At 55.9% G+C, this 22,048-nt stretch carries 21 protein-coding genes; 7 read left to right on the forward strand and 14 right to left on the reverse strand.

The genetic code is table 11. The annotated features are described in order from the left end of the window. Positions 1 to 40: 40 nt before the first annotated feature. The 4 genes from ampD to HEQ17_RS10890 all read left to right on the forward strand — a co-directional run bounded on the left by ampD (position 41) and on the right by HEQ17_RS10890 (position 5,910). Positions 41 to 622: a 1,6-anhydro-N-acetylmuramyl-L-alanine amidase AmpD gene (gene ampD, locus HEQ17_RS10875; RefSeq protein ID WP_296292766.1), complete on the forward strand. Its 582-nt coding sequence runs from the start codon at positions 41 to 43 to the stop codon at positions 620 to 622. 428 nt (positions 623 to 1,050) lie between these two features. Next, entirely contained in the window at positions 1,051 to 3,936 is a 2,886-nt protein-coding gene (locus HEQ17_RS10880; RefSeq protein WP_296293733.1) for a ribonucleoside-diphosphate reductase subunit alpha, read from the forward strand. A 138-nt stretch (positions 3,937 to 4,074) separates the two neighbouring features. Then, positions 4,075 to 5,217, forward strand: a complete 1,143-nt coding sequence (locus HEQ17_RS10885) for a ribonucleotide-diphosphate reductase subunit beta (protein WP_296293734.1) — start codon at positions 4,075 to 4,077, stop codon at positions 5,215 to 5,217. Positions 5,218 to 5,409: 192 nt separating this feature from the next. Then, the gene (locus tag HEQ17_RS10890; RefSeq protein ID WP_296293735.1) at positions 5,410 to 5,910 is read left to right on the forward strand and encodes a histone H1-like DNA-binding protein; all 501 of its coding nucleotides are present in this window, start codon (positions 5,410 to 5,412) and stop codon (positions 5,908 to 5,910) included. A gap of 83 nt (positions 5,911 to 5,993) precedes the next feature. Here HEQ17_RS10890 and HEQ17_RS10895 read toward each other — a convergent pair whose 3' ends face one another. The 6 genes from HEQ17_RS10895 to HEQ17_RS10920 form a co-directional block, all read right to left on the reverse strand. Next, on the reverse strand, positions 5,994 to 6,839 hold the full coding sequence (locus HEQ17_RS10895; protein WP_296292767.1) for a zinc-ribbon and DUF3426 domain-containing protein: 846 nt from the start codon (positions 6,837 to 6,839) through the stop codon (positions 5,994 to 5,996). A 30-nt stretch (positions 6,840 to 6,869) separates the two neighbouring features. Then, a complete protein-coding gene (gene prmA, locus HEQ17_RS10900; RefSeq protein ID WP_296292768.1) occupies positions 6,870 to 7,760 on the reverse strand; it encodes a 50S ribosomal protein L11 methyltransferase in 891 nt (296 codons plus the stop codon). 6 nt (positions 7,761 to 7,766) lie between these two features. Then, the gene (accC, locus tag HEQ17_RS10905) at positions 7,767 to 9,116 is read right to left on the reverse strand and encodes an acetyl-CoA carboxylase biotin carboxylase subunit (protein ID WP_296292769.1); all 1,350 of its coding nucleotides are present in this window, start codon (positions 9,114 to 9,116) and stop codon (positions 7,767 to 7,769) included. A gap of 15 nt (positions 9,117 to 9,131) precedes the next feature. Continuing rightward, positions 9,132 to 9,587, reverse strand: coding sequence for an acetyl-CoA carboxylase biotin carboxyl carrier protein (gene accB / locus HEQ17_RS10910; RefSeq protein WP_296292770.1), 456 nt, complete (start codon positions 9,585 to 9,587; stop codon positions 9,132 to 9,134). A 157-nt stretch (positions 9,588 to 9,744) separates the two neighbouring features. After that, positions 9,745 to 10,305, reverse strand: coding sequence for a TlpA disulfide reductase family protein (locus HEQ17_RS10915; RefSeq protein ID WP_296292771.1), 561 nt, complete (start codon positions 10,303 to 10,305; stop codon positions 9,745 to 9,747). Continuing rightward, positions 10,302 to 10,886, reverse strand: a complete 585-nt coding sequence (locus HEQ17_RS10920; protein WP_296292772.1) for a hypothetical protein — start codon at positions 10,884 to 10,886, stop codon at positions 10,302 to 10,304. The genes HEQ17_RS10915 and HEQ17_RS10920 overlap by 4 nt, the downstream gene beginning before the upstream one ends. A gap of 59 nt (positions 10,887 to 10,945) precedes the next feature. Between HEQ17_RS10920 and mpl the strand changes: the two genes are divergently transcribed. Next, a complete protein-coding gene (gene mpl / locus HEQ17_RS10925) occupies positions 10,946 to 12,313 on the forward strand; it encodes a UDP-N-acetylmuramate:L-alanyl-gamma-D-glutamyl-meso-diaminopimelate ligase (RefSeq protein WP_296292774.1) in 1,368 nt (455 codons plus the stop codon). 9 nt (positions 12,314 to 12,322) lie between these two features. Here the strand turns inward: mpl and HEQ17_RS10930 are convergent, their stop codons facing one another. The 8 genes from HEQ17_RS10930 to HEQ17_RS10965 all read right to left on the reverse strand — a co-directional run bounded on the left by HEQ17_RS10930 (position 12,323) and on the right by HEQ17_RS10965 (position 19,624). Then, positions 12,323 to 13,444, reverse strand: a complete 1,122-nt coding sequence (locus HEQ17_RS10930) for a 3-deoxy-7-phosphoheptulonate synthase (protein ID WP_296292775.1) — start codon at positions 13,442 to 13,444, stop codon at positions 12,323 to 12,325. A 230-nt stretch (positions 13,445 to 13,674) separates the two neighbouring features. Next, positions 13,675 to 15,135, reverse strand: a complete 1,461-nt coding sequence (gene tldD / locus HEQ17_RS10935) for a metalloprotease TldD (protein ID WP_296292776.1) — start codon at positions 15,133 to 15,135, stop codon at positions 13,675 to 13,677. 75 nt (positions 15,136 to 15,210) lie between these two features. Then, positions 15,211 to 16,098, reverse strand: coding sequence for an NAD(P)-dependent oxidoreductase (locus tag HEQ17_RS10940; protein WP_296292777.1), 888 nt, complete (start codon positions 16,096 to 16,098; stop codon positions 15,211 to 15,213). After that, positions 16,095 to 17,276 carry a rod shape-determining protein RodA gene (rodA, locus tag HEQ17_RS10945; protein ID WP_296292778.1) on the reverse strand — a complete coding sequence of 394 codons (1,182 nt, stop codon included), beginning with the start codon at positions 17,274 to 17,276 and terminating at the stop codon, positions 16,095 to 16,097. The genes HEQ17_RS10940 and rodA overlap by 4 nt, the downstream gene beginning before the upstream one ends. A gap of 12 nt (positions 17,277 to 17,288) precedes the next feature. Beyond that, complete coding sequence (locus tag HEQ17_RS10950) at positions 17,289 to 18,290, reverse strand: NAD(P)H-dependent glycerol-3-phosphate dehydrogenase (protein ID WP_296292779.1); 1,002 nt, start codon at positions 18,288 to 18,290, stop codon at positions 17,289 to 17,291. A gap of 27 nt (positions 18,291 to 18,317) precedes the next feature. Then, positions 18,318 to 18,797, reverse strand: coding sequence for a protein-export chaperone SecB (gene secB, locus HEQ17_RS10955; protein ID WP_296292780.1), 480 nt, complete (start codon positions 18,795 to 18,797; stop codon positions 18,318 to 18,320). A gap of 129 nt (positions 18,798 to 18,926) precedes the next feature. Further along, positions 18,927 to 19,187, reverse strand: coding sequence for a glutaredoxin 3 (grxC, locus tag HEQ17_RS10960; protein ID WP_296292781.1), 261 nt, complete (start codon positions 19,185 to 19,187; stop codon positions 18,927 to 18,929). Between the two features lie 35 nt (positions 19,188 to 19,222). Further along, a complete protein-coding gene (locus HEQ17_RS10965) occupies positions 19,223 to 19,624 on the reverse strand; it encodes a rhodanese-like domain-containing protein (protein WP_296292782.1) in 402 nt (133 codons plus the stop codon). 116 nt (positions 19,625 to 19,740) lie between these two features. Between HEQ17_RS10965 and gpmA the strand changes: the two genes are divergently transcribed. Together gpmA and HEQ17_RS10975 are read left to right on the forward strand one after the other, a co-directional pair. Then, positions 19,741 to 20,478 carry a 2,3-diphosphoglycerate-dependent phosphoglycerate mutase gene (gene gpmA, locus HEQ17_RS10970; protein ID WP_296292783.1) on the forward strand — a complete coding sequence of 246 codons (738 nt, stop codon included), beginning with the start codon at positions 19,741 to 19,743 and terminating at the stop codon, positions 20,476 to 20,478. 99 nt (positions 20,479 to 20,577) lie between these two features. Then, a complete protein-coding gene (locus HEQ17_RS10975; RefSeq protein WP_296292784.1) occupies positions 20,578 to 22,026 on the forward strand; it encodes a S41 family peptidase in 1,449 nt (482 codons plus the stop codon). The last annotated feature ends 22 nt before the right edge of the window (positions 22,027 to 22,048 follow it).

The raw sequence follows: 22,048 nt of genomic DNA on the forward strand, positions 1-22,048 counted from the left end.
TTCCAAGTCGATCACACAACCACCCCACCTTCTATGATCCATGTCAAACCGACCCGCTGAATGCACAGATTTATGGCAAGAGGGCTGGTACTCGCCCGCCCTAAGATGGGACTCCCCCAATTTTGGACCCAGACCTCAAGGTGCATGCATTGACTTGCTGGTGCTTCACTCGATCAGCCTGCCGCCAGGCCAATATGGCGGGCCAGAGGTGCAGGCACTCTTCACTAACCAACTGGATTGGGATGCTCACCCATATTTCAAGCAAATCAGGGGGGCGCAGGTGTCAGCACACTTTTTTATACGGCGCGATGGCGCATTGCTTCAATTTGTCAGTGCCGACGACAGGGCTTGGCACGCAGGACAGTCAATGTACCGTGGCCGCTCACAATGCAATGACGACTCTGTCGGTATTGAGCTGGAAGGGTTGGAAGGCGATGTATTCGAAAATGCCCAATATGTGCAACTGGCCAGTCTTTGCCATGACTTGCGCAAACGTTACCCGATTGCCCATTTGGCGGGGCACGAACACATTGCCCCAGACCGCAAGCAAGATCCTGGGCCGGGTTTTTCGTGGGGACGGTTGAGACAACTGCTGGATTGGCCTGCCTCGTACTTTCCCTAGGAATATAAAACGACAATCAGAGAAATTTCTGGTTTCCAGGTGGCTTCCTCAATTTAAATCACTGTCCAGAAATCCAAATCGCAAGCCAGCTAGGTCTTCAAGGGCAAAACCCCTCAAACAACGCATGGCTCTTGGATCTGAATCCCAAAAGGCTGTTTCCAATTCGCCTCCAAACGGTCTTTTCAGCGTTTCAGAACAGCACATTGATGACGTTGTTGCGAAACTTTAAGCATTGAGGTCAAAAACCACCAGTACACTACCTGTAGTGGCTTGCAAGGGTCGCAGACACCAGATATAGTGTCTTTCAGAAATCTGCAGAGTTGAACGAATCCAAATTGCAAGCACCCGTTACCCCACCACTACACACCACAAATTAGAAGAAAACCATGCACACAGACCTCAACGCCCCCTCCGCTTCCACCGGCCTGATGCCTACCCCCTTCTCCGACCGGACTGGCCAACCGTCTGCTCACCACCTCAATCAGTACCAAATCATTCGCCGTAACGGCGCCGTTGTGCCTTTTCAGCCCAACAAAATTGCAGTCGCTTTGATGAAAGCATTTCTGGCTGTCCATGGCACCCAAGGTGCTGCGTCTGCCAGCGTACGGGAAGTGGTGGAAGAATTGACGCAAAACGTGGTGCGGGCACTGATGCGCTCACGTCCGGGCGGTGGCACCTTCCACATTGAAGATGTGCAGGACCAGGTTGAGCTGGGCTTGATGCGCAGCAGCAACCACGAAGTCGCACGTGCTTATGTGCTTTACCGCGAGCGCCGCACCCAAGAACGCGCCCAGCAAACTCAGCAATTTGCAGCCGCGACTTCAGAGCCTGCATTGCACGTAATAGACCAAGGTCAACGCGTAGCTCTGGACCTGAATCACCTCAAGTCATTGATGGTGAAAGCTTGTGCCGGCCTGGGTCAAGACGTGAGTCCAGACCCCATCGTCACCGAGACCATGCGCAACCTTTACGACGGTGTGCCGATGGAGGAGGTTTACAAAGCATCCATACTGGCATCGCGTACGCTGATCGAAAAAGATCCAGATTACACCTATGTGACCGCCCGTTTGTTGATGCACACAATTGCCAAGGAAATCTTGGGCAAAGAAGTGTCGCAAGAACAAATGGCCGAGGAATACATCAACTACTTCCCTCGCTTCATCAAAAAAGGTGTGGACAACGACCTGCTGGATGAAAAACTCCTTCAGTTTGACCTCAGAAAGCTGGCCACCGCACTCAAGCCTGAGCGCGATTTGCAATTTGATTATCTGGGCCTGCAAACGCTTTACGACCGCTACTTTTTACACGTCCGCAAGACCCGCATCGAGATGCCCCAGGCCTTCTTCATGCGTGTGGCCATGGGTCTGTCGCTCAATGAAATCGACCGCGAAGCCCGGGCTATCGAGTTTTACGAGATCCTGTCGTCTTTTGACTTCATGTCCTCCACGCCCACGCTGTTCAACAGCGGCACTTTGCGTTCACAGCTCTCGAGCTGCTACCTGACCACTGTGCCCGATGACTTGGATGGCATTTACGAGTCCATCAAGGAAAACGCCTTGCTGTCCAAGTTTGCCGGCGGTTTGGGCAACGATTGGACCCGCGTACGTGCCATGGGTTCACACATCAAAGGCACCAACGGTGAGTCGCAAGGTGTAGTGCCCTTCCTCAAGGTGGTGAACGATACGGCCGTTGCAGTCAACCAAGGTGGCAAGCGTAAAGGTGCGGTCTGCACCTACTTGGAAACTTGGCACTTGGACATCGAAGAATTCCTGGATCTGCGCAAGAATACCGGCGATGACCGCCGCCGCACGCACGACATGAATACGGCCAACTGGATTCCCGATCTGTTCATGCGCCGCGTGATGGAAAAAGGCAACTGGACCCTCTTCTCCCCTTCCGATGTGCCTGACTTGCACGACCTGTTCGGTCTGGCCTTCGAAAAAGCTTATGTCACTTACGAGCAAAAAGCCCAGCGTGGCGAGATCAAGCCCAGTAAAACTGTTCCAGCTACCGACCTGTGGCGCAAGATGCTGTCCATGCTGTTTGAAACCGGTCACCCCTGGATCACTTTCAAGGACCCTTGCAATGTGCGCTCTCCTCAGCAGCATGTCGGCGTGGTGCACTCGTCCAACCTGTGCACCGAAATCACGCTCAACACCAGCGACACCGAAACCGCTGTCTGCAACCTGGGCTCGGTCAACCTGTTACGCCATATCAAAGAAGGCGCCAATGGCAAAGTCATCGACCATGAGAAGTTGAAAAAAACCATCACGATCGCCATGCGCATGCTGGACAACGTGATCGACATCAACTACTACGCCGTCAAAAAGGCCCGTGACTCCAATATGCGCCACCGTCCTGTTGGTCTGGGCCTGATGGGCTTCCAGGATTCGTTGTACGAAATGCGCATTCCTTACGCCTCACAAGCGGCAGTGGAGTTTGCTGACCAATCCATGGAAGCCATTTGCTACTACGCTTATTGGGCATCCACTGAACTGGCCAAAGAGCGTGGCCAATACGCCACTTACAAAGGCTCGCTGTGGGATCAAGGCATCCTGCCTCTGGATACTCTTCATCTTCTGGAGCGCGAGCGCGGTGGTTATGTCGAAGTGGATCGTTCAGCCACTCTCGATTGGGATGCTCTGCGCCAGAAAATCAAAGCGGACGGCATGCGCAACTCCAACTGCGTGGCGATTGCGCCCACCGCCACCATCTCCAACATCATTGGCGTGGATGCATCAATTGAGCCTTGCTTTGGCAACCTGTCGGTCAAGTCCAATCTGTCTGGTGAGTTCACCGTGATCAACGGCTATCTGGTGCGTGACTTGAAGCGCCTGGGTCTATGGGATGATGTGATGGTCATGGACCTGAAGCACTTCGATGGCTCGTTGCGCCCGATCGACCGCGTGCCACAAGAAATCAAGGCGCTTTACGCCACAGCCTTTGAAGTCGAGACCACCTGGTTGGTGGAGGCAGCTGCACGTCGCCAGAAATGGATTGACCAAGCCCAGTCGCTCAACATCTACATGGCCGGGGCATCGGGCAAAAAATTGGATGACACCTACAAACTGGCCTGGTTACGTGGACTGAAAACCACATACTACTTGCGCACATCCAGCGCTACACAAGTCGAAAAATCGACTGTGAATGCTGGCTCACACAATGCTGTGTCCGCATCCGGTACGCCCACTGCCGCAAGTGTCAGCGCCATTGAAGCCGCGGCAGCGTCCGCACAGGCACAAATGAATGCAGTGCCAGCCACGGACATCAAGTTTTGCGCCATTGACGATCCTGGTTGTGAGGCGTGTCAATAAAACTGCGCATCACGCATCGCGGTTTATTACTTTGTGCGATGCAATTGAACAACACTTCACACGAGATGTTCGTCATAAAGTGATTCACTGCTTTGCATTTTGTTGGCATGCTTTCATAATTTGAGAATTGGAATTTTTATGTTGTCTTGGGACGATCAATTCAAACCCGCTTTGCAACCTGCAATGCCCCCATTGTCTGGCGCACAAACCTCTGCCGGCATTGCATCTGCGTCTTCAGTATCTGGCAATGCTCCAGCTGCGCCTCATCGCATGAATGCTGCAGACAAGCGGATCATCAACGGTCAAACCGACGTCAACCAGTTGGTGCCGTTCAAATACAAATGGGCTTGGGAAAAATACCTTGCCACTTGCGCCAATCACTGGATGCCGCAAGAAGTGAACATGAACCGCGACATCGCTTTGTGGAAAGACCCCAATGGACTGACCGAAGATGAGCGTCGGATGGTCAAACGGAACCTCGGTTTTTTTGTCACCGCTGACTCTCTGGCGGCTAACAACATCACGCTGGGAACGTACCGCCACATCACAGCTCCCGAGTGCCGTCAGTTCTTGCTGCGGCAAGCCTTTGAAGAAGCCATTCACACACACGCTTACCAGTACATCGTGGAATCGCTGGGCTTGGATGAAAGTGAAATCTTCAACGCTTACAACGAAATCAAATCGATTCGCGACAAGGATGAGTTTCTGATCCCATTCATCAACGTGATCATGGATCCGAACTTCAAGACTGGTACTCAGCAAACTGACCAAACATTACTCAAGTCGCTCATTGTTTTTGCCTGCCTGATGGAAGGTCTGTTCTTTTATGTCGGTTTCACGCAGATTTTGGCATTGGGTCGCCAAAACAAAATGACCGGTGCTGCCGAGCAATATCAGTACATCTTGCGTGATGAGTCCATGCATTGCAATTTCGGTATTGATCTCATCAACACCATCAAGCACGAAAACCCTCAGCTTTGGACACCTGAGTTCAGGGCGGAAATCAAGGAATTGTTCTTGCACGCCGTTGAATTGGAGTACCGTTATGCTGAAGACACCATGCCACGTGGTGTGCTGGGCATGAACGCATCGATGTTCAAAGGTTATTTGCGATACATCGCTAACCGCCGAGCCACACAAATCGGATTGGAGGCACTTTTCCCCAACGAGGAGAATCCTTTCCCGTGGATGAGTGAGATGATTGACCTGAAAAAAGAACGTAATTTCTTTGAAACGCGGGTCATTGAGTACCAAACTGGCGGCGCCCTGTCTTGGGACTGATCTTCTGAATATCTCGACAATGTCACCCCTCTTCAAGCCACACGCAACATTTCCTACTGGTGATGGGCCGTGTGGCTTTTCTGTGTTCATGGTGTTGAGTTATGACTCAGCGCCATGGATCGTTTTGTGCATTCCAACAGGCACCAAGCGTTCCCTTTCCGTTGAGTTCTCAACTTGATCAAGGAGAAAATCATGGCAACTGCAAAAAAAGTAGCAGCTAAAAAAGCTGCCCCAGCAAAGAAGGCCGTTGCGGCGAAGAAACCTGCCGCTAAAAAAGTAACGGCTAAAAAGCCAGCAGCTAAAAAGCCAGCAGCTAAAAAGCCAGCAGCCAAAAAGCCAGCAGCTAAAAAGCCAGCAGCTAAAAAGCCAGCAGCCAAAAAGCCAGCAGCCAAAAAGCCAGCAGCCAAAAAGCCAGCAGCCAAAAAGCCAGCAGCTAAAAAGCCAGCAGCCAAAAAGCCAGCAGCCAAAAAGCCAGCAGCTAAAAAGCCAGCAGCTAAAAAAGCGGCACCCGCTAAGAAAGCAGCAGCCAAGAAAACTGCTGCCAAAAAGCCAGCAGCCAAAAAAGCTGTCGTAAAAAAGGCTGCCAAAAAACCAGCTGCAAAGAAGGCATCCAAAGCACCCGCTGCCCCTGCTGCACAAACGACTCTGAATCCTCAAGCTGCATGGCCGTTTCCTTCGGCCGCCAAGCCCTGATTCATCTGTCTGACGTTAGCACCACAAAGCCCGTCACTGTCTACAGTGACGGGTTTTTTTATGCCTCGGGTCGCCGGGGATACTCAAGGGTAAAAGCTCAAGAGGCGATACTGACTAAACACAATACCTCGGTCTACCAAAAGAGGCAACGATCCTGACCAGACTTGACCTGGTGCCAAAACTGCTGGTGCCTTCATCTCGGTAGAAGAAAAGACACGTCGTACGATGGGATTGTTGAACTCATCCAGCAGTGAAAGCTCCAAAGAAGTTGTGCCCACTTCGATGGGTCGCGTGTTACGAAGCGACCAACTCAAAACGTATACGTCGCCGCTTTGTTCAAAACTATCGCCTTCCATGACAATCGCCTGCGGATCCAGCAATGGCTTCACCTCACAATTGAACGGCCGGCACAAGTGCTGCAAAACAATCCGGTTTTGAGGCCACAAGGCTGCGATGACGTGGCGCTGAATGAGAAACAGTTGGCCCAGCAGCAAGAAACCTGTGAAAACCATAGCGGCATAAAGAAAAAATCGCGATGGGACTTTGGCCTTATCCATATCAGGCCGCACGGCCGAGTCAAGGTGGCGCACATCCGGCTTGAAAGTCGCCAGTGCGTCCGAAAACGCCATCAGTTCAGCACTGGCACCATGCGCGGAGATTGGTTCAATACTGGACCGGTCCTCTTGCAAAAGCAAGTCTTCTAAATCAACACGTGGAGTCGATTTTTCAGAAATTGCTTCACCAGATGGTAACGCCACATCCTCTGCGTCTCTGAAGAAAGGGGCAGATGGCGCAGGCACATCCAGACCCGCACCATTGAATGTTTCCAGGCATTTTCCACAGCGAAGCCATCCGTAAGCAGCCTGAAGTTGCTGGACTTCAATCTTAAAGACGGCAACACAAGAGGGACAACGTATGATCCTGGACATATCCCGATTGTAGTCAGACCCGCGCCCTGCTCATGGGGCAGATAGGACGCCTGTCATCAAGATCCACCCATCTTGGGTATCGCTCACTTCAAGACGGATCCACGGCGAGTAAGCGGCTACCAATTCATCGGCTTGCCGCTCAAGGATGCCAGCCAATACCAGATATCCACTCGAAGCAACGTGAGCGCACAACAATGGGGCCAGTACCCTGAGAGGAGTAGCGAGAATATTCGCAAAAACAGTCTGGTAATGACCTTGCGCCTGATCGGGAAGACCGGCACGTAAAACCACACCATTGGCCAGCGCATTCAATTGCGTGGCATTCACAGCGGCTTCATCAATATCAACTGCATCGATGTCCAACGCTCCAAATTTGGCGGCACCTATTGCCAAGATGCCCGATCCACAACCATAGTCCAAGACACGCTGTCCTTGCAGATTGTGACGAGCAATCCAGCGTAAACACATGCGCGTGGTCGGATGGGTCCCCGTACCAAAGGCAAGCCCGGGATCCAAACGGATGATCTGCCGAGCTTGCGCTGGCGGCTCATGCCATGTCGGGACGATCCAGAAATCGGACAAAACTTCAACGGGCGCAAACTGAGACTGGGTTAAGCGGACCCAGTCGTGGTCTTCCAGTGCTTGGATACCCTGAATTTCGCAATGCTCAAAGAAATCCTGAGCAGTGAGCAAAACAGCGGCTTCTTTAGCTACGGTCTCTTGAGCAAACAACGCCACCATGCGCGAGCATTGCCAACCCTCCTTTGGAGGTGGCATTCCAGGCTCACCAAACAAGGCCTGCTCGGCTGGTGTTTGTGCATCTGCATCTTCCACTGACACGCTCAATGCATCGAGAGCACCCAAGGCTTCGCTCACGATATCCACCCTGTTTTCGGGGCAAAGCAGGCTCAACTCAAACATGGGTTCTCAGCGTTTATGTTGGCTCAGCCAGTGTTCCAAATAATGGATGTTGGTGCCGCCTTGCATGAACTTGGCATCCACCATCAGTTCGCGATGCAGCGGAATATTGGTCTGAATCCCCTCAATCACGGTCTCATTCAGAGCCGTCTGCATTCGCGCCAAAGCTTGCTCTCGGGTATCGCCATGGACAATCAGCTTGCCGATCATCGAATCGTAATTGGGCGGCACAAAGTAATTGTTGTACACATGCGAATCGACGCGAACGCCAGGACCACCGGGCATATGCCAAGAGGTGACGCGCCCTGGGGAAGGGGTAAATTTGAAGGGGTCTTCTGCATTGATTCGACATTCGATGGCATGGCCACGAATCTCAATTTGACGTTGCGTGAAGGGCAGTTTTTCACCCGCAGCCACCATGATCTGGGTCTTCACGATGTCCACGCCTGTTACCCACTCGGTGACCGGATGTTCGACCTGAACACGGGTATTCATTTCAATGAAATAAAACTCACCATTTTCGTAAAGGAACTCAAACGTTCCCGCACCACGGTAGTTGATTTTTTTGCACGCGGCAACACAGCGGTCACCAATCTTGTCAATCAATTTTCGAGCGATGCCAGGGGCAGGCGCTTCTTCGATCACCTTTTGGTGACGACGCTGCATCGAGCAATCACGCTCACCCAGGTAAACCGCATTGCGGTGCTTATCAGCAATGATCTGAATTTCAACGTGACGCGGGTTTTGCAGGAATTTTTCCAAGTAAACCGCTGGATTGCCAAAGGCCGCGCCAGCTTCCGCTTTTGTCATCTGAACCGCATTGATCAGCGCTGCCTCGGTGTGAACGACCCGCATACCTCGTCCACCTCCACCCCCTGCAGCTTTGATGATGACGGGGTACCCCACCGACTTGGCAATGCGACGCACCTGCACGGGATCATCAGGCAACTCACCATCGGAGCCCGGCACGCAAGGCACGCCAGCACGAATCATGGCTTGTTTCGCAGAGACCTTATCCCCCATGATGCGGATGGATTCGGGGGTTGGCCCAATGAACTGGAAACCACTTTTCTCAACACGCTCAGCAAAATCGGCGTTTTCACTCAAGAAACCATAGCCGGGGTGAATCGCCTCTGCATCCGTGACTTCGGCAGCAGAAATGATGGCTGGCATGTTCAGATAGCTCAATGACGAAGCTGCGGGCCCGATACAGACGGCCTCTTCAGCCAGCTTCACGTACTTGGCCTCTTTGTCGGCTTCGGAATAAACCATCACAGCCTTGACGCCCAGCTCGCGACAAGCACGCTGGATACGCAGGGCAATCTCGCCTCGGTTGGCGATCAGGATTTTCTTGAACATGAAATCCTCGTGGTTTTATTCGACGATGAACAATGGCTGACCGTATTCAACCGCTTGCCCGTTCTCACACAAAATCTGCGTGACAGTGCCGGCCTTGTCGGACTCGATCTCGTTGAGGATCTTCATGGCCTCGATGATGCAAAGGGTGTCACCCTCCTTGACCACCGAGCCGATCTGGATGAAAGGGGCCGAGCCGGGGCTGGAAGAGCGGTAAAAAGTGCCGACCATGGGCGATTTGACGGCATGACCGATGGCCGTCTCAGCGACCGGTGGTACTTCAACTGCAGGGGCTGTTGGTGCCGCCACATTGGGAGGCGCTACAACGGGCAAAGCTGGCTGCACCACCACTGGCGCAGTCACCCCTATGCTTTTAACAATACGCACCTTGCCTTCGGCTTCGGTGATTTCCAGCTCGGAAACGTTCGAATCGGACACCAGGTCAATCAGTGTTTTGAGTTTGCGCAAATCCATAGATCCTCCAATGCTTTGAGCACGTGTAATTGATCGAATTTACACTAATTTTCCGCAAAACCTTCGATTTTGGCTTTTCTTGTTTTCATCGAACTTGAAAGAAATGCAAACGACAAAAAACAAGGTACAAAAGAAAGAAAAGCGTTGGAAAATCGATTCAGGTCGCTGATTGACGCCACTGAGTCAAGTCTTCAGCAGTGATTTGCCCCATCTTTTGTCGCCAAATGCTCCCATCTGGCCTGAAAAACACTGTAAAAGGCAAACCACCAACAGTATTCCCCAAAGACTTTGCCAAACTCGTCCCCTCCAAGCCGGCCAAACCCACAGGGAACGCCAAGGGATGTCGAGCCAGGAAACGACGCACAGCACTGGGCTGGTCTATCGCCAAAGCAAGAACTTGATAACCGATTCGGTTGTTCTCACGCCAAAAGGCGTCAATCATCGGCAATTCTTCAATGCAAGGAGGACACCATGTGGCCCAGAAATTGAGCAACAGCCGTTGGCCTTTAAACTGCGTCATGCTCAGACTCCCCCCCCCAGTCGTTTCAAACTGTTGCTCCCAGAAAGAGTGACTCACGACATCGTTCAGCTCTTCTGGTTCAAAACGCCGAAGGGCCAGACCCACACCTGCCACAGTCGCAGCCGCACCGGCCCCCAATAAAAGATTGCGGCGCCCAGGGTCATGGCTTGAAGTAGTCATCCCAGCATTGTCTTTCATGCCGCCAGCAGGCGCTCCAAGGCCGCCAAATCCCCCCGCGGCGAGCGGCCTTGCGTGTCGGGCAGCAAGGCCCCACGCAGATCGTCCAGATCATAAATGCGCAGGTGCACCCCCACATCTTCGCTCAACGCTTCACAAAAAATGTGAACGCTCAGCACATCCACAGCGTCCCCGTGCAGCCCCCGCGCAGTTTGCACGTCGTAGCGTTGGTTCTGGTTGATCAAGGCGATCTCGGCCGATTTGGGGTCATCGCAAAACAAAGCCAGGTCCACATCGCACAGGCGCGTGGCCCAACCTTGCCAAACCGCACCACCCAAGTGCGGGCGAAATTCGGCCAAGCGTTGCATCCAGACCCTTGCCAAATCACGCAAAGCCAGCAACTCGCCGGGCTGGGTGTCGGCGCAAAACAAGGCGATGTAGTCGCGCACCTCGGTCTCGACCACGTCGTTGGCGGGCAATGCGGTACGGCTGGGCAGGCCCAGTTCTTTGAGGGCGCGGTGCTTGGCCGGACCAAAAGCCAGGCCTTCTTCCACCACCAAACGGGCGGCGGTGGCGGCAATTTCAAGGGCAAGGTCGTTCATGGGCACCGATTGTGACCCGGCCAAGGCGAGACCGAGCCGCTGCCCCCTAAAATCCGGGCATGCATATTCATATTTTGGGCATTTGTGGCACCTTCATGGGTGGATTGGCGGCACTGGCGCGAGAAGCCGGGCATCGGGTCACCGGATGTGATGCAGGCGTTTACCCGCCGATGAGCGACCAATTGCGCGCATTGGGCATCGAGCTGATCGAAGGCTTTGACACCGAACAAATGGCCTTGAAACCCGATGTGTTCGTGATCGGGAACGTGGTCAGCCGCGCACGACTGCCCGACGGCAACCCCAAATTTCCGTTAATGGAAGCGATTTTGGAAGCCGGCGCGCCCTACACCAGCGGCCCGCAATGGCTGTTGGAGCATGTATTGCACGGCCAGCATGTGCTGGCTGTGGCGGGCACCCACGGCAAAACCACCACCACGTCCATGCTGGCCTGGGTGCTGGAACGGGCCGGACGCGCACCCGGCTTTTTGGTAGGCGGCGTGCCGCTGAACTTTGGCGTTTCGGCCCGCCTGGGGGGTGGCCAATACTTTGTCATCGAGGCCGACGAATACGACACCGCCTTTTTTGACAAGCGCAGCAAATTTGTCCACTACCGCCCGCGCACCGCCATCCTGAACAACCTGGAATTCGACCACGCCGACATTTTTGACGACCTGGCGGCCATCGAGCGCCAGTTCCATCACCTGGTGCGCACCGTCCCGGGCTCGGGTCGTGTGGTGGTCAATGGCCTGGAAGAGAGCCTGACGCGCGTGCTGGGCCAAGGCTGCTGGAGCGAAGTGCGCACGTTTGGTGCTGCCGTGAGCGACTTCGTGGCCGAGGGCGAGCCAGCGCAATTCAAGGTCTTGCAAGCAGGCAAAGCGGTGGCCGAGGTGCAGTGGGGCATTGGGGGCGTACACAACCAGCTCAATGCGCTGGCGACCATCGCTGCCGCCGAACATGTGGGGGTGAACCCAGCCTTGGCCGCACAGGCGCTGGCCAGTTTTGAAAACGTCAAGCGCCGCATGGAAGTGCGCGGCCAAGTCAGGGGCGTGACTGTCTATGACGACTTTGCCCACCACCCCACGGCGATCCGCACCACCGTCAACGGCCTGCGCCGTCAGGTGGGCGGTGGCCGCATCCTTGCGATTTTTGAGCCGCGCAGCAACACCATGAAGCTGGGCAGCATGAAAGCGCAACTGCCTTGGAGCCTGGAAGAAGCCGATCTGGCCTTTTGCCACGCAGGGGGCCTGGGCTGGGACGCCACAGCAGCGCTCGAACCCATGGGAACGCGTGCGCAAGTGGGTGCCAACATAGACGAAGTCATTGCACAAGTGCTGGCCCAGGCAAGGCCAGGCGATCACCTGCTGTGCATGAGCAACGGCGGCTTTGGCGGGATTCACGACCGACTTTTGCGGGCGCTGGCCGCCTGAGCCTTTCTCTCAGCGGGCGCGACGCGCCTTCACCGCATCCGACAGCACCCGCAACACGCCTTCGCTGTCGCCCCAGCCGATGCAGGCGTCGGTGATGCTCTGGCCGTAGGTCAGCTTCGCCACATCGTGCTGACCGGGCGTGAACTTTTGGGCTCCGTCCACAATGTGGCTTTCGACCATGACGCCAAACACCTGGCGTGAGCCGCCGCTGATCTGCGCTGCAATGTCTTTGGCCACATCGATCTGACGCTCGTGCTTTTTGCTGCTGTTGGCATGGCTACAGTCCACCATCAGGGTGGCGGGCAACTTGGCGGCCTCCAGTTCTTTGCAAGCCGCAGCCACGCTGTCGGCGTCGTAGTTAGGGGCTTTGCCGCCGCGCAAAATCACATGGCAATCCTGGTTGCCCTGGGTCTGCACGATGGCGACTTGGCCGTTTTTGTGGACCGACAAAAAGTGGTGGCCCCGGGCTGCGGCCTGGATCGCGTCGGTTGCGATTTTGATGTTGCCATCGGTGCCATTCTTGAAACCGATGGGTGCCGACAGGCCCGAAGCCAGTTCGCGGTGCACTTGGCTCTCGGTGGTGCGCGCGCCAATGGCACCCCAGCTGATCAGGTCACCAATGTATTGGGGCGAAATTACGTCCAGGAACTCGCTGCCTGCGGGCACGCCCTGGCGGTTGATTTCAATCAGCAATTGGCGGGCGATGCGCAAACCTTCGTCGATGCGAAAACTCTCGTCCAGGTAAGGGTCGTTGATCAGACCCTTCCAACCCACGGTGGTGCGGGGTTTTTCGAAGTACACACGCATCACGATCTCGAGTGTGTCGGCGTATTTTTCGCGCAAAGGCTTCAAGCGGCGGGCGTAATCCAGCGCCGCGGCCGGGTCGTGGATCGAGCAAGGGCCAATGATGACCAGCAAACGGTCGTCTTTGCCGTGCACGATTTTTTGAATGGCTTTGCGGGTTTGGGCGATCAGGGTTTCCGTTGCCGTGCCGGCAATGGGAAAGAATCGGATCAAATGTTCTGGCGGTGGGAGCACGGTGATGTCCTTGATGCGTTCGTCGTCGGTCTGGCCTGTACGGTCGGCGGCATTCGGATACCAGCTCTCAGGGGCAGTGGTTTTGGCGTTCATCGTGGACTCCTCGGATTGAAAAAAGGTGAAAAAAAACCGCCGGGCTTTGGGGCTCCGGCGGTGTGTGTCGAGATGTTCGGGTGCTTATGCGCTCGCCTCTCGTCCGCCGGGGACTGAGAACCAAAAATAAAAAAAGTAAAAAGCGATGCGCGAGGACATGGGGTTCAATGTATCACAGCTGGATGACGGTTCCTGACAGGCCAGCTCAAGGGCAAACCCTTGGGCATTGCTCACGCGGTCCCGCCCACCGTCAGGCCGTCGATGCGCAAGGTCGGCTGACCAACGCCCACCGGCACGCTCTGGCCTTCTTTGCCGCAGGTGCCCACACCCGAGTCGAGCTTCATGTCGTTGCCGATCATGCTGATCTTCTTGAGCGACTCGGGGCCACTGCCGATCAAGGTCGCGCCTTTGACGGGGTATTGGATCTTGCCGTTTTCCACCCAATAAGCCTGGCTGGCCGAGAACACGAACTTGCCGCTGGTGATGTCAACCTGTCCACCCGCGAAGTTGGTCGCGTATAGACCTTTTTTGATGCTGGCCACGATTTCTTCGGCGCTCTTGTCGCCGCCCAACATGTAGGTGTTGGTCATGCGCGGCATGGGCACATGGGCGTAGCTTTCTCGTCGGCCATTACCCGTGGGCTTGACACCCATCAGGCGAGCATTCATCGAATCTTGGATGTAGCCGCGCAAAATGCCGTCTTCGATCAAGACATTCTTTTGGCTGGCGTGGCCTTCGTCGTCCACATTCAGCGAGCCCCGGCGGTCGGCCATGGTGCCATCATCCAGCACGGTGACGCCCTTGGCGGCCACGCGCTGACCGATGCGCCCGCTGAAAGCGCTCGAGCCCTTGCGGTTGAAGTCGCCCTCCAGCCCATGGCCCACGGCCTCGTGCAGCAACACGCCAGGCCAACCATTGCCCAACACCACGGTCATCTCGCCTGCAGGCGCAGGGCGAGCTTCGAGGTTGATGAGCGCGGCCGACACGGCTTCTTGCACATAGCTTTCGACCATGGCGTCGTCAAAATAGGCCAGGCCAAAGCGGCCACCGCCGCCGGCGCTGCCCACTTCGCGGCGGCCATTTTGCTCGGCGATCACGGTGACCGACAGGCGGATCAGGGGGCGCACATCGGCCGCCAGCGTGCCATCGGCACGGGCCACCATGACCACGTCGTATTCGGTGGCCAGCCCTGCCATGACTTGCACCACGCGGGGGTCTTTGGCACGGGCGATTTTTTCGACATGGCCCAACAAGCTCACTTTGGCCGTGCTGTCCAGCGTGGACATCGGGTCCAGCGCGGGGTAGAGCGAACGGCTGGCAGAAATCTTGCGCGCTGGTACCTTGATGCGCTTGTTTTGCGCGGCAGACGCAATGGAACGCACCGTCATGGCCGCGTCCATCAAGGAAGCTTCGGAAATGTCATCTGAGTAGGCAAAGGCGGTTTTCTCGCCCGACACAGCCCGCACGCCCACGCCCTGGTCGATGCTGAAGCTGCCGGTCTTGACGATGCCCTCTTCCAGACTCCAGCCTTCAGAGCGGGTGTACTGGAAGTACAGATCGGCGTCATCGACCGCGTGCGCCTTGATGGCGTTCAGGGCCTGAGTCAGATGGGATTCGTCGAGACCAAACGGGTCAAGCAACAGGGACTTGGCCGTGGCCAAGCGTTCAATGGTGGGTTCGCGTGAAATCATGAGGCCCATTGTAGGCACGGATCAAGACCCTTGCCCACACCGGACAGCCCCCGATGTCTGCGGCAAGCCGCGGCTTCAGCGCTGGCGCATGAGTTTGAGCAAGGCCGCATCGTCCAGATCGGCCCAACCCTGCCCAAGGGCTTGTGCAAACAAGTCTCGCGCCAAACGACCCAAAGGGGGATCAAAAGCCACATCGTCAGCGGCCTGCACCGCCAAGCCCGTGTCTTTGGCCAGCAACGTGACGTGGGCACGGGGCTCGAAATCCCCCGCCAAAGCCCGGCGCATCCGGTCCGAGCCAATCCAGCTTTGGCCACTAGAGGCTTCAATGACCGACAACGTGGCGGCAGGGTCCAGCCCCAGACGCTCGGCCAAGGCCATGGCTTCGGCAGCGCCCGCCAGATTCACCGAAGCCAGCAAATTGTTGACCAGCTTGGTGCGGGCGCCGTCTCCTGCGCGGGGTCCCACGCGAAAAACTTGCTGGCTCAAGGCGGTCAACAGCTTCTGGCTGCGCTGCCACACCGCATCGGAGCACGCCACCATCAAACTCATGGTGCCCTCTTGGGCCCGCACAGGCCCCCCGGACATGGGGGCATCGATGCACTCGACCCCACACTGCATCAGGCGTTCGGCCTGGTCTTGAACCGTTTTCGGACCCAAGGTGGAACACAACATCACGGTTTGACCCGGTTTGAGTTCCGGCCCTGCGCCTTCACTGCCCCACAAAACTGTTTGGGTTTGCGCGGCATCCACCACCGCTGTCAGGAACATGCCATCGGTTGACAACATGCTGGCTGCATGGCGAGGAGACAAAGAAGGCACAGCCCCACAAGCCACCGCCTGCGACTGCGCCGACTTATCGATGTCACGGACACCAACCGCCCATCCCAATTCCAACAAACGGGACACCATGGCACCCCCCATATTGCCCACCCCCACGATCACCACCGGCAACAGCCCCTTCATGTTTGCACCAGTTGTTTGGACTTGGCAATCGACATCAAAATCCCCAATGCCAAACCCAAGGTGACCATGGCTGTACCCCCATAACTGATGAAAGGCAAGGGCACGCCAACCACAGGCAAGATTCCGCTGACCATCCCCATGTTGACAAATGCATAGGTGAAAAAGATGGTGGCCATGCTGCCCGCCAACAATCGGCTGAACAAGGTGGGGGCTTGCATGGCAATGACCAGAGCTCGGTAAATCAGAAAGAAAAAGCATGCCAACAACACCAAGCCCCCCACCAGCCCGAACTCCTCCCCAAAAGCCGCAAAAATGAAATCCGTGGTTCGCTCAGGAATGAACTCAAGGTGAGTTTGCGTCCCTTGCATGAAGCCCTTACCCCAAAGGCCCCCAGAACCTATTGCAATGATGCCCTGAATGATGTGGAAGCCCTTGCCAAGCGGATCCCGACCAGGATCTAGCAAAGTACAAACCCTTTGTCGCTGGTATTCGTGCAAAACATGCCAATCCACTCCGGGCTGGCACAAGCTGGGCTCCATGATCACCAAAACCACAATGCCGCCCAAACCCAAAATCAAAGGGGGCAAAATCCAGCGCCATCTCAAACCCGCAAAAAAAATCACGGCCAAACCTGACGCCATCACCAGCAAAGAGGTACCCAGATCAGGCTGCCTCAAGATCAAGCCGACAGGGACGAGCAAAATCAAGTACGCCACTGCAAAATCAAAAGCTCGCAACTGCCCCTCGCGTTTTTGAAACCAGGCAGCCAGCATCAAGGGCAGAGCAATCTTGAGAATCTCACTGGGCTGAATCACCACACCCAGGTTGACCCAACGGGTCGCACCCTTTTTGGTGATGCCAAAAAGCGCCACCGCCACCAGCAATAACACGCCCACGGCATAAATCGGCAATGCCCACGCCATCATTTTTGATGGTGGAACTTGCGCCACCAGCACCATGATCACGCTGGCGATCAGCATGTTGCGGCCATGGTCCACAAACCGCGTACCATGGTCAAAACCTGCGGAATACATGACCAACAGGCCCAATCCGACCAACAAGGCCACCCCCACAGCCAAGGGGCCATCGAAACCCGCAAACCAACGCCACAGCTGCTGAGCCAAGGCAGGCCTCTGGAAAACAAGACCTTTGGACAGAGGTGGTTGACGAGCAGTCATGTGCGCGAAAGTTCAGGCGAACTCGCCTTTGGGTCCCCGCCCCATCAAGGCCTGCACCGCTTGTTGAGCGGTCCACGCCCCATCGAGCAGAGCCACCACGGCTGCAGTGATAGGCATGTCCACACCCAGCTGACAGGCCCTTTGCATGACGGTTCGAGCACTGTAGACACCCTCGGCCACATGCCCCAAAGATGCAACGGCTTGCTCCAGAGTCTGGCCCTGGGCCAACAACCAACCAACTCTGCGGTTACGGCTCAAATCGCCAGTTGCCGTCAGAACCAAATCACCCAGTCCAGACAAGCCCATGAACGTATCGCTTTTCGCCCCCAAAGCTGCGCCCAAACGGGTCATCTCAGCCAGTCCACGCGTGATCAAGGCAGCCCGCGCATTCAGGCCAAGGTTCAAGCCGTCACACAAACCTGTAGCAATCGCCAAGACATTTTTGATCGCTCCCCCCACCTCCACACCGACCATGTCCTGGTTGGCATAAATCCGCAAAGAAGGACTGTGAAATGCTCGCACCATGGCATCGCGCACCATGGCATGGGGACTGGCCGCAACCAATGCGGTTGCCTGCTCGCGGGCAACCTCCAAGGCGAAACTGGGACCACTCAGGACACCCGCCTTAAGCCCGGGAGCCACTTGATTCTGGACTTCATGCGGCATCAAACCCGTGCCAGCCTCAAATCCCTTGCAAAGCCAGACTAGAGGCGCATCCACATCCGCCAGAAAAGTCAAGACAGACCTCAAACCTGCCATGGGCGTGGCCACCACAAACAACCGGTCCTTGCCATCCGCGTACAACAATTCGGACAAGGGCTCGGATGAAATACGCAGAGATTTCGGCAACTCAATGCCGGGCAAATACCGGGCGTTCATTCCCGTCTGTTGCATGGAGGCTGCTTGCGAAAGGTCCCGAACATGCAGCGTCACTTGGTGACTCGCAGGATGACGGCACGCTGCCATAGCCATAGCCGTTCCCCAAGCACCGGCACCGATCAATAGGGTGTGCATCACGGGTTTCGGTCCACTTCTGTGGACTTACTGAGACAGCGAAGAGGCTTGTTGTGCTTGTTGCAATTGCTGCTGCTCGTACATGGCCTGGAAATTGATTTCTGTCAAATGCACGGGCGGAAAGCCAGCACGGGTGATCAAATCTGCCACGCTGCCACGCAAATAGGGGTAAACGATTTGCGGGCAGGCAATGCCCATCACAGGGCCCATCTGGTCATCGGGCAAATGGCGGATTTCAAAGATTCCACCTTGTTTGCACTCAACCAAAAAAACAGTTTTGTCTGCAATTTTGGTGTGCACTGTGGCGGTGACACACACTTCAAAAACACCATCAGCCAAAGGCATAGCCTCAACACCCAACTGAATATCCACGTTGGGCTGCTGCTGATCGAGCATGATGGCGGGTGAATTAGGCTGCTCCAAAGAGGCTTCCTTGAGGTACACGCGCTGGATCTGGAAAACAGGCGCTGGGGTTTCGCTGTTTTGAGCTACTGAGGTGTCGGTCATGGTCAATCTTTATAAAAGTAAAAGGAGCTGCGGACAAATGCCGAGTCAAATGAAACAGTGATTATGGGGGCAAGGCGATCCCGATTCACGTCCAATGAAACCGGCTCAGGCGGGTAAAACAGGCTTCTCTCAGGCCGCCTGAAGCAGGTTTTGCAAACCTCCTTGAGCATCAAGCGCCATCAAATCATCGCAGCCACCCACGTGGGTGGATCCAATGAAAATCTGGGGCACCGTCCGGCGACCCGTGACTTGCATCATGTACTCGCGCTGGACAGGATCGGTGTCGATGCGAATTTCTTCGATGCGCTCAACCCCTTTGGCCTTGAGAATTTGCTTGGCACGTGTGCAATAAGGGCAAACGGCTGTGGTGTACATCTTGACGGTTTGCATGTCAGAACCTCAGGTGATGGAAAACATGGGAAGAATCAGGCTTTTTCTGTGGGCATGCTGGCTGCCACCCAGGCTCGAAGGCCGCCAGACAAGGAGTGGGCGTTTTCATAACCCAGTTTGCGCGCCACTGCAGCAGCACGAGAAGAACGCGCACCCACTTGACAAACCATGATCACAGGCGTGGATTTGTTTTTCACCCATTGGGGCAATTTATCATTGACTTGGGCCAAAGGCAGATTTTTGGCACCAATGACATGTCCACGGCTGAATTCATCGGGTTCACACACATCGATCACCACCGCCTTTTCACGGTTCATCAGTTGCACCATGGCCTGCGGATCCAGACCGCCACCCTTCTTCAACACAGGCATCAACAATGCCAAACCCGAGGCCAATGTCATGGCCAGCAACATCCAGTTTTCTAGGAGAAAGTTCACGAATCAGCCCTTTTTTGAGGCAAAAAAACAAAGGCCTGATCAAAGGCCTGCCAACACGGATTCTAAAATGACGGGCATAACCCTTGTTACAACCCCCTTCAGTGCCCACTTTCCCCATGTATAAATTCGTTCTGATCCGCCATGGTGAATCCACCTGGAACCTGGAAAACCGCTTCACTGGCTGGACCGATGTGGACTTGACTCCAACCGGAGTGAGTCAGGCCATGTCGGCAGGCAAACTGCTCAAAGCTGAAGGCTGGGACTTTGACCTGTGTTACACCTCGGTGCTCAAGCGCGCCATCCACACCCTCTGGTACACCCTGGACGAAATGGACCGCACCTGGCTGCCCGTGGTGAAAGACTACCGCCTCAACGAGCGCCACTATGGCGCTCTGCAAGGCCTGAACAAAGCCGACATGGCCAAGCAATACGGTGACGAGCAAGTGCTGGTCTGGCGTCGCAGCTACGACACACCCCCACCCGCGATGGAAGCGACCGACCCCCGCTGCGAACGCAGCGACCGCCGCTACCCCGATCCAGCATTGGTGCCCCTGACCGAATGCCTGAAAGACACCGTGGCGCGCGTGCTGCCAGCGTGGAACGACAGCATTGCCCCCAGCATCCGTGCGGGCAAGCGTGTCCTGATCACCGCGCACGGCAACTCGATCCGCGCCCTGATCAAGTACCTGGACGGCATTTCCGAGACCGACATCGTGCACCTGAACATCCCCAACGGCATCCCCTTGGTGTACGAGCTGGACGCCGACCTCAAGCCCATTCGCCACTACTACCTGGGCGACGCCGAAGCCGCCGCCCAAGCCGCTGCTGCCGTGGCCAGCCAAGGTAAAACCTGACCGCACAAGGCCCTTTACAGGAAATTACACACCCAGCCCCACGGCGCGGGACTTGCGGGTGTATATTGGCTCGAACTTCACTGCACACGCACTCGCAAAATGGGACACAAACTCAAGATCGCCGGTTGGCTCAGCGTGGGCGCATTGGCTGGTGCCCTCACCACCATGTCGCTGCAAACTGTGGCGCGCGGCAACATGGCCCCCCTTCCCCTTGAAGAACTGCAGCAGCTGGCCGCCGTATTTGGCATGGTCAAAAGCGACTACGTCGAACCGGTTGACGAGAAAAAACTGATCACTGAAGCCATCTCCGGCATGGTGGCCAGCTTGGACCCCCACTCTCAGTACTTTGACAAAAAAACCTTCAAAGAATTTTCTGAAGGCACCTCGGGTCGCTTTGTCGGCGTGGGCATCGAAATCAGCCAAGAAGACGGCGTCGTCAAGATCGTTTCGCCCATCGAAGGCTCACCCGCCGACCGTGCAGGCCTCAAACCCAACGACCTGATCACCAAAGTCGACGACACCCCGCTCAAAGGCCTGCCGCTCAGCGAAGCGGTCAAGCGCATGCGCGGCGAGCCCAAAACCAAAGTGGTGCTCACCGTTTTCCGCAAAGACGAAAACCGCACCTTCCCGGTCACCATCATCCGTGAAGAGATCAAGACCCAATCGGTCAAGTCCAAGTTAATCGAGCCCGGCTACGGCTGGATCCGCGTCTCGCAATTCCAGGAACGCACCGTCGAAGACTTCGCCCGCAAGATCGAAGAGATGTACAAGCAAGACCCCCAGCTCAAGGGCTTGGTGCTCGATTTGCGCAACGACCCGGGTGGCCTGCTGGATGCTGCGGTGGCCCTGTCGGCCGCCTTTCTGCCCGACAACGTCACGGTGGTCACCACCAACGGCCAGTTGGCCGAAAGCAAGTTCACCTACAAGGCATCACCTCAGTTTTGGCGTCGCAACAACAACAACGACCCCATCACCCGCATGACGCAGGCCACGGGCGGTGCCCTGAAAAAAGTGCCCTTGGTGGTGTTGGTCAACGAAGGCTCGGCCTCGGCCAGCGAAATCGTGGCCGGTGCCCTGCAAGACTACAAACGCGCCACCCTCATGGGCAGCCAGACCTTTGGCAAAGGCTCGGTGCAAACCGTGCGCCAGTTGGGCCCTGACACCGCCCTCAAAATCACCACCGCCCGCTACTACACGCCCAATGGCCGCGCCATCCAGGCCAAGGGCATCGTGCCCGACGTGATGCTCGACGAGACCGAAACAGGCAACGTCTTTGCCGCCCTGCGCACCCGCGAAGCCGACCTGGGCAAACACCTGTTGAACGGCAAAGAAGCCGAAGAAGCCAAAGACCCCGCCCGCGAAAAAGCCCGTGAAGAGGCCATGAAAAAGCTGGAAGAAGACGCCAAAAAACCGGTCGCCGAACGTCGCCTGCCTGAATTCGGCTCGGACAAAGACTTCCAACTGGCCCAGGCCCTCAAACAACTCAAAGGCCAGCCCGTCAAAGCCAGCACCACACTGGCCGAACGCAAAGTCGAGAAGAAAGACTGATCGCCAGCAACTGACGGACGCC

The organism is Limnohabitans sp., assembly GCF_023910625.1.
Classification (GTDB): domain Bacteria; phylum Pseudomonadota; class Gammaproteobacteria; order Burkholderiales; family Burkholderiaceae_C; genus Limnohabitans_A.

What these genes read in the sequence shown, in the direction of transcription:
- ampD (WP_296292766.1), top strand. Translation starts at nt 41, where the DNA reads ATGTCAAACCGACCCGCTGAATGCACAGATTTATGGCAAGAGGGCTGG.
- HEQ17_RS10880 (WP_296293733.1), top strand. Translation starts at nt 1,051, where the DNA reads ATGCCTACCCCCTTCTCCGACCGGACTGGCCAACCGTCTGCTCACCAC.
- HEQ17_RS10885 (WP_296293734.1), top strand. Translation starts at nt 4,075, where the DNA reads ATGTTGTCTTGGGACGATCAATTCAAACCCGCTTTGCAACCTGCAATG.
- HEQ17_RS10890 (WP_296293735.1), top strand. Translation starts at nt 5,410, where the DNA reads ATGGCAACTGCAAAAAAAGTAGCAGCTAAAAAAGCTGCCCCAGCAAAG.
- HEQ17_RS10895 (WP_296292767.1), bottom strand. Translation starts at nt 6,839, where the DNA reads ATGTCCAGGATCATACGTTGTCCCTCTTGTGTTGCCGTCTTTAAGATT.
- prmA (WP_296292768.1), bottom strand. Translation starts at nt 7,760, where the DNA reads ATGTTTGAGTTGAGCCTGCTTTGCCCCGAAAACAGGGTGGATATCGTG.
- accC (WP_296292769.1), bottom strand. Translation starts at nt 9,116, where the DNA reads ATGTTCAAGAAAATCCTGATCGCCAACCGAGGCGAGATTGCCCTGCGT.
- accB (WP_296292770.1), bottom strand. Translation starts at nt 9,587, where the DNA reads ATGGATTTGCGCAAACTCAAAACACTGATTGACCTGGTGTCCGATTCG.
- HEQ17_RS10915 (WP_296292771.1), bottom strand. Translation starts at nt 10,305, where the DNA reads ATGAAAGACAATGCTGGGATGACTACTTCAAGCCATGACCCTGGGCGC.
- HEQ17_RS10920 (WP_296292772.1), bottom strand. Translation starts at nt 10,886, where the DNA reads ATGAACGACCTTGCCCTTGAAATTGCCGCCACCGCCGCCCGTTTGGTG.
- mpl (WP_296292774.1), top strand. Translation starts at nt 10,946, where the DNA reads ATGCATATTCATATTTTGGGCATTTGTGGCACCTTCATGGGTGGATTG.
- HEQ17_RS10930 (WP_296292775.1), bottom strand. Translation starts at nt 13,444, where the DNA reads ATGAACGCCAAAACCACTGCCCCTGAGAGCTGGTATCCGAATGCCGCC.
- tldD (WP_296292776.1), bottom strand. Translation starts at nt 15,135, where the DNA reads ATGATTTCACGCGAACCCACCATTGAACGCTTGGCCACGGCCAAGTCC.
- HEQ17_RS10940 (WP_296292777.1), bottom strand. Translation starts at nt 16,098, where the DNA reads ATGAAGGGGCTGTTGCCGGTGGTGATCGTGGGGGTGGGCAATATGGGG.
- rodA (WP_296292778.1), bottom strand. Translation starts at nt 17,276, where the DNA reads ATGACTGCTCGTCAACCACCTCTGTCCAAAGGTCTTGTTTTCCAGAGG.
- HEQ17_RS10950 (WP_296292779.1), bottom strand. Translation starts at nt 18,290, where the DNA reads ATGCACACCCTATTGATCGGTGCCGGTGCTTGGGGAACGGCTATGGCT.
- secB (WP_296292780.1), bottom strand. Translation starts at nt 18,797, where the DNA reads ATGACCGACACCTCAGTAGCTCAAAACAGCGAAACCCCAGCGCCTGTT.
- grxC (WP_296292781.1), bottom strand. Translation starts at nt 19,187, where the DNA reads ATGCAAACCGTCAAGATGTACACCACAGCCGTTTGCCCTTATTGCACA.
- gpmA (WP_296292783.1), top strand. Translation starts at nt 19,741, where the DNA reads ATGTATAAATTCGTTCTGATCCGCCATGGTGAATCCACCTGGAACCTG.
- HEQ17_RS10975 (WP_296292784.1), top strand. Translation starts at nt 20,578, where the DNA reads ATGGGACACAAACTCAAGATCGCCGGTTGGCTCAGCGTGGGCGCATTG.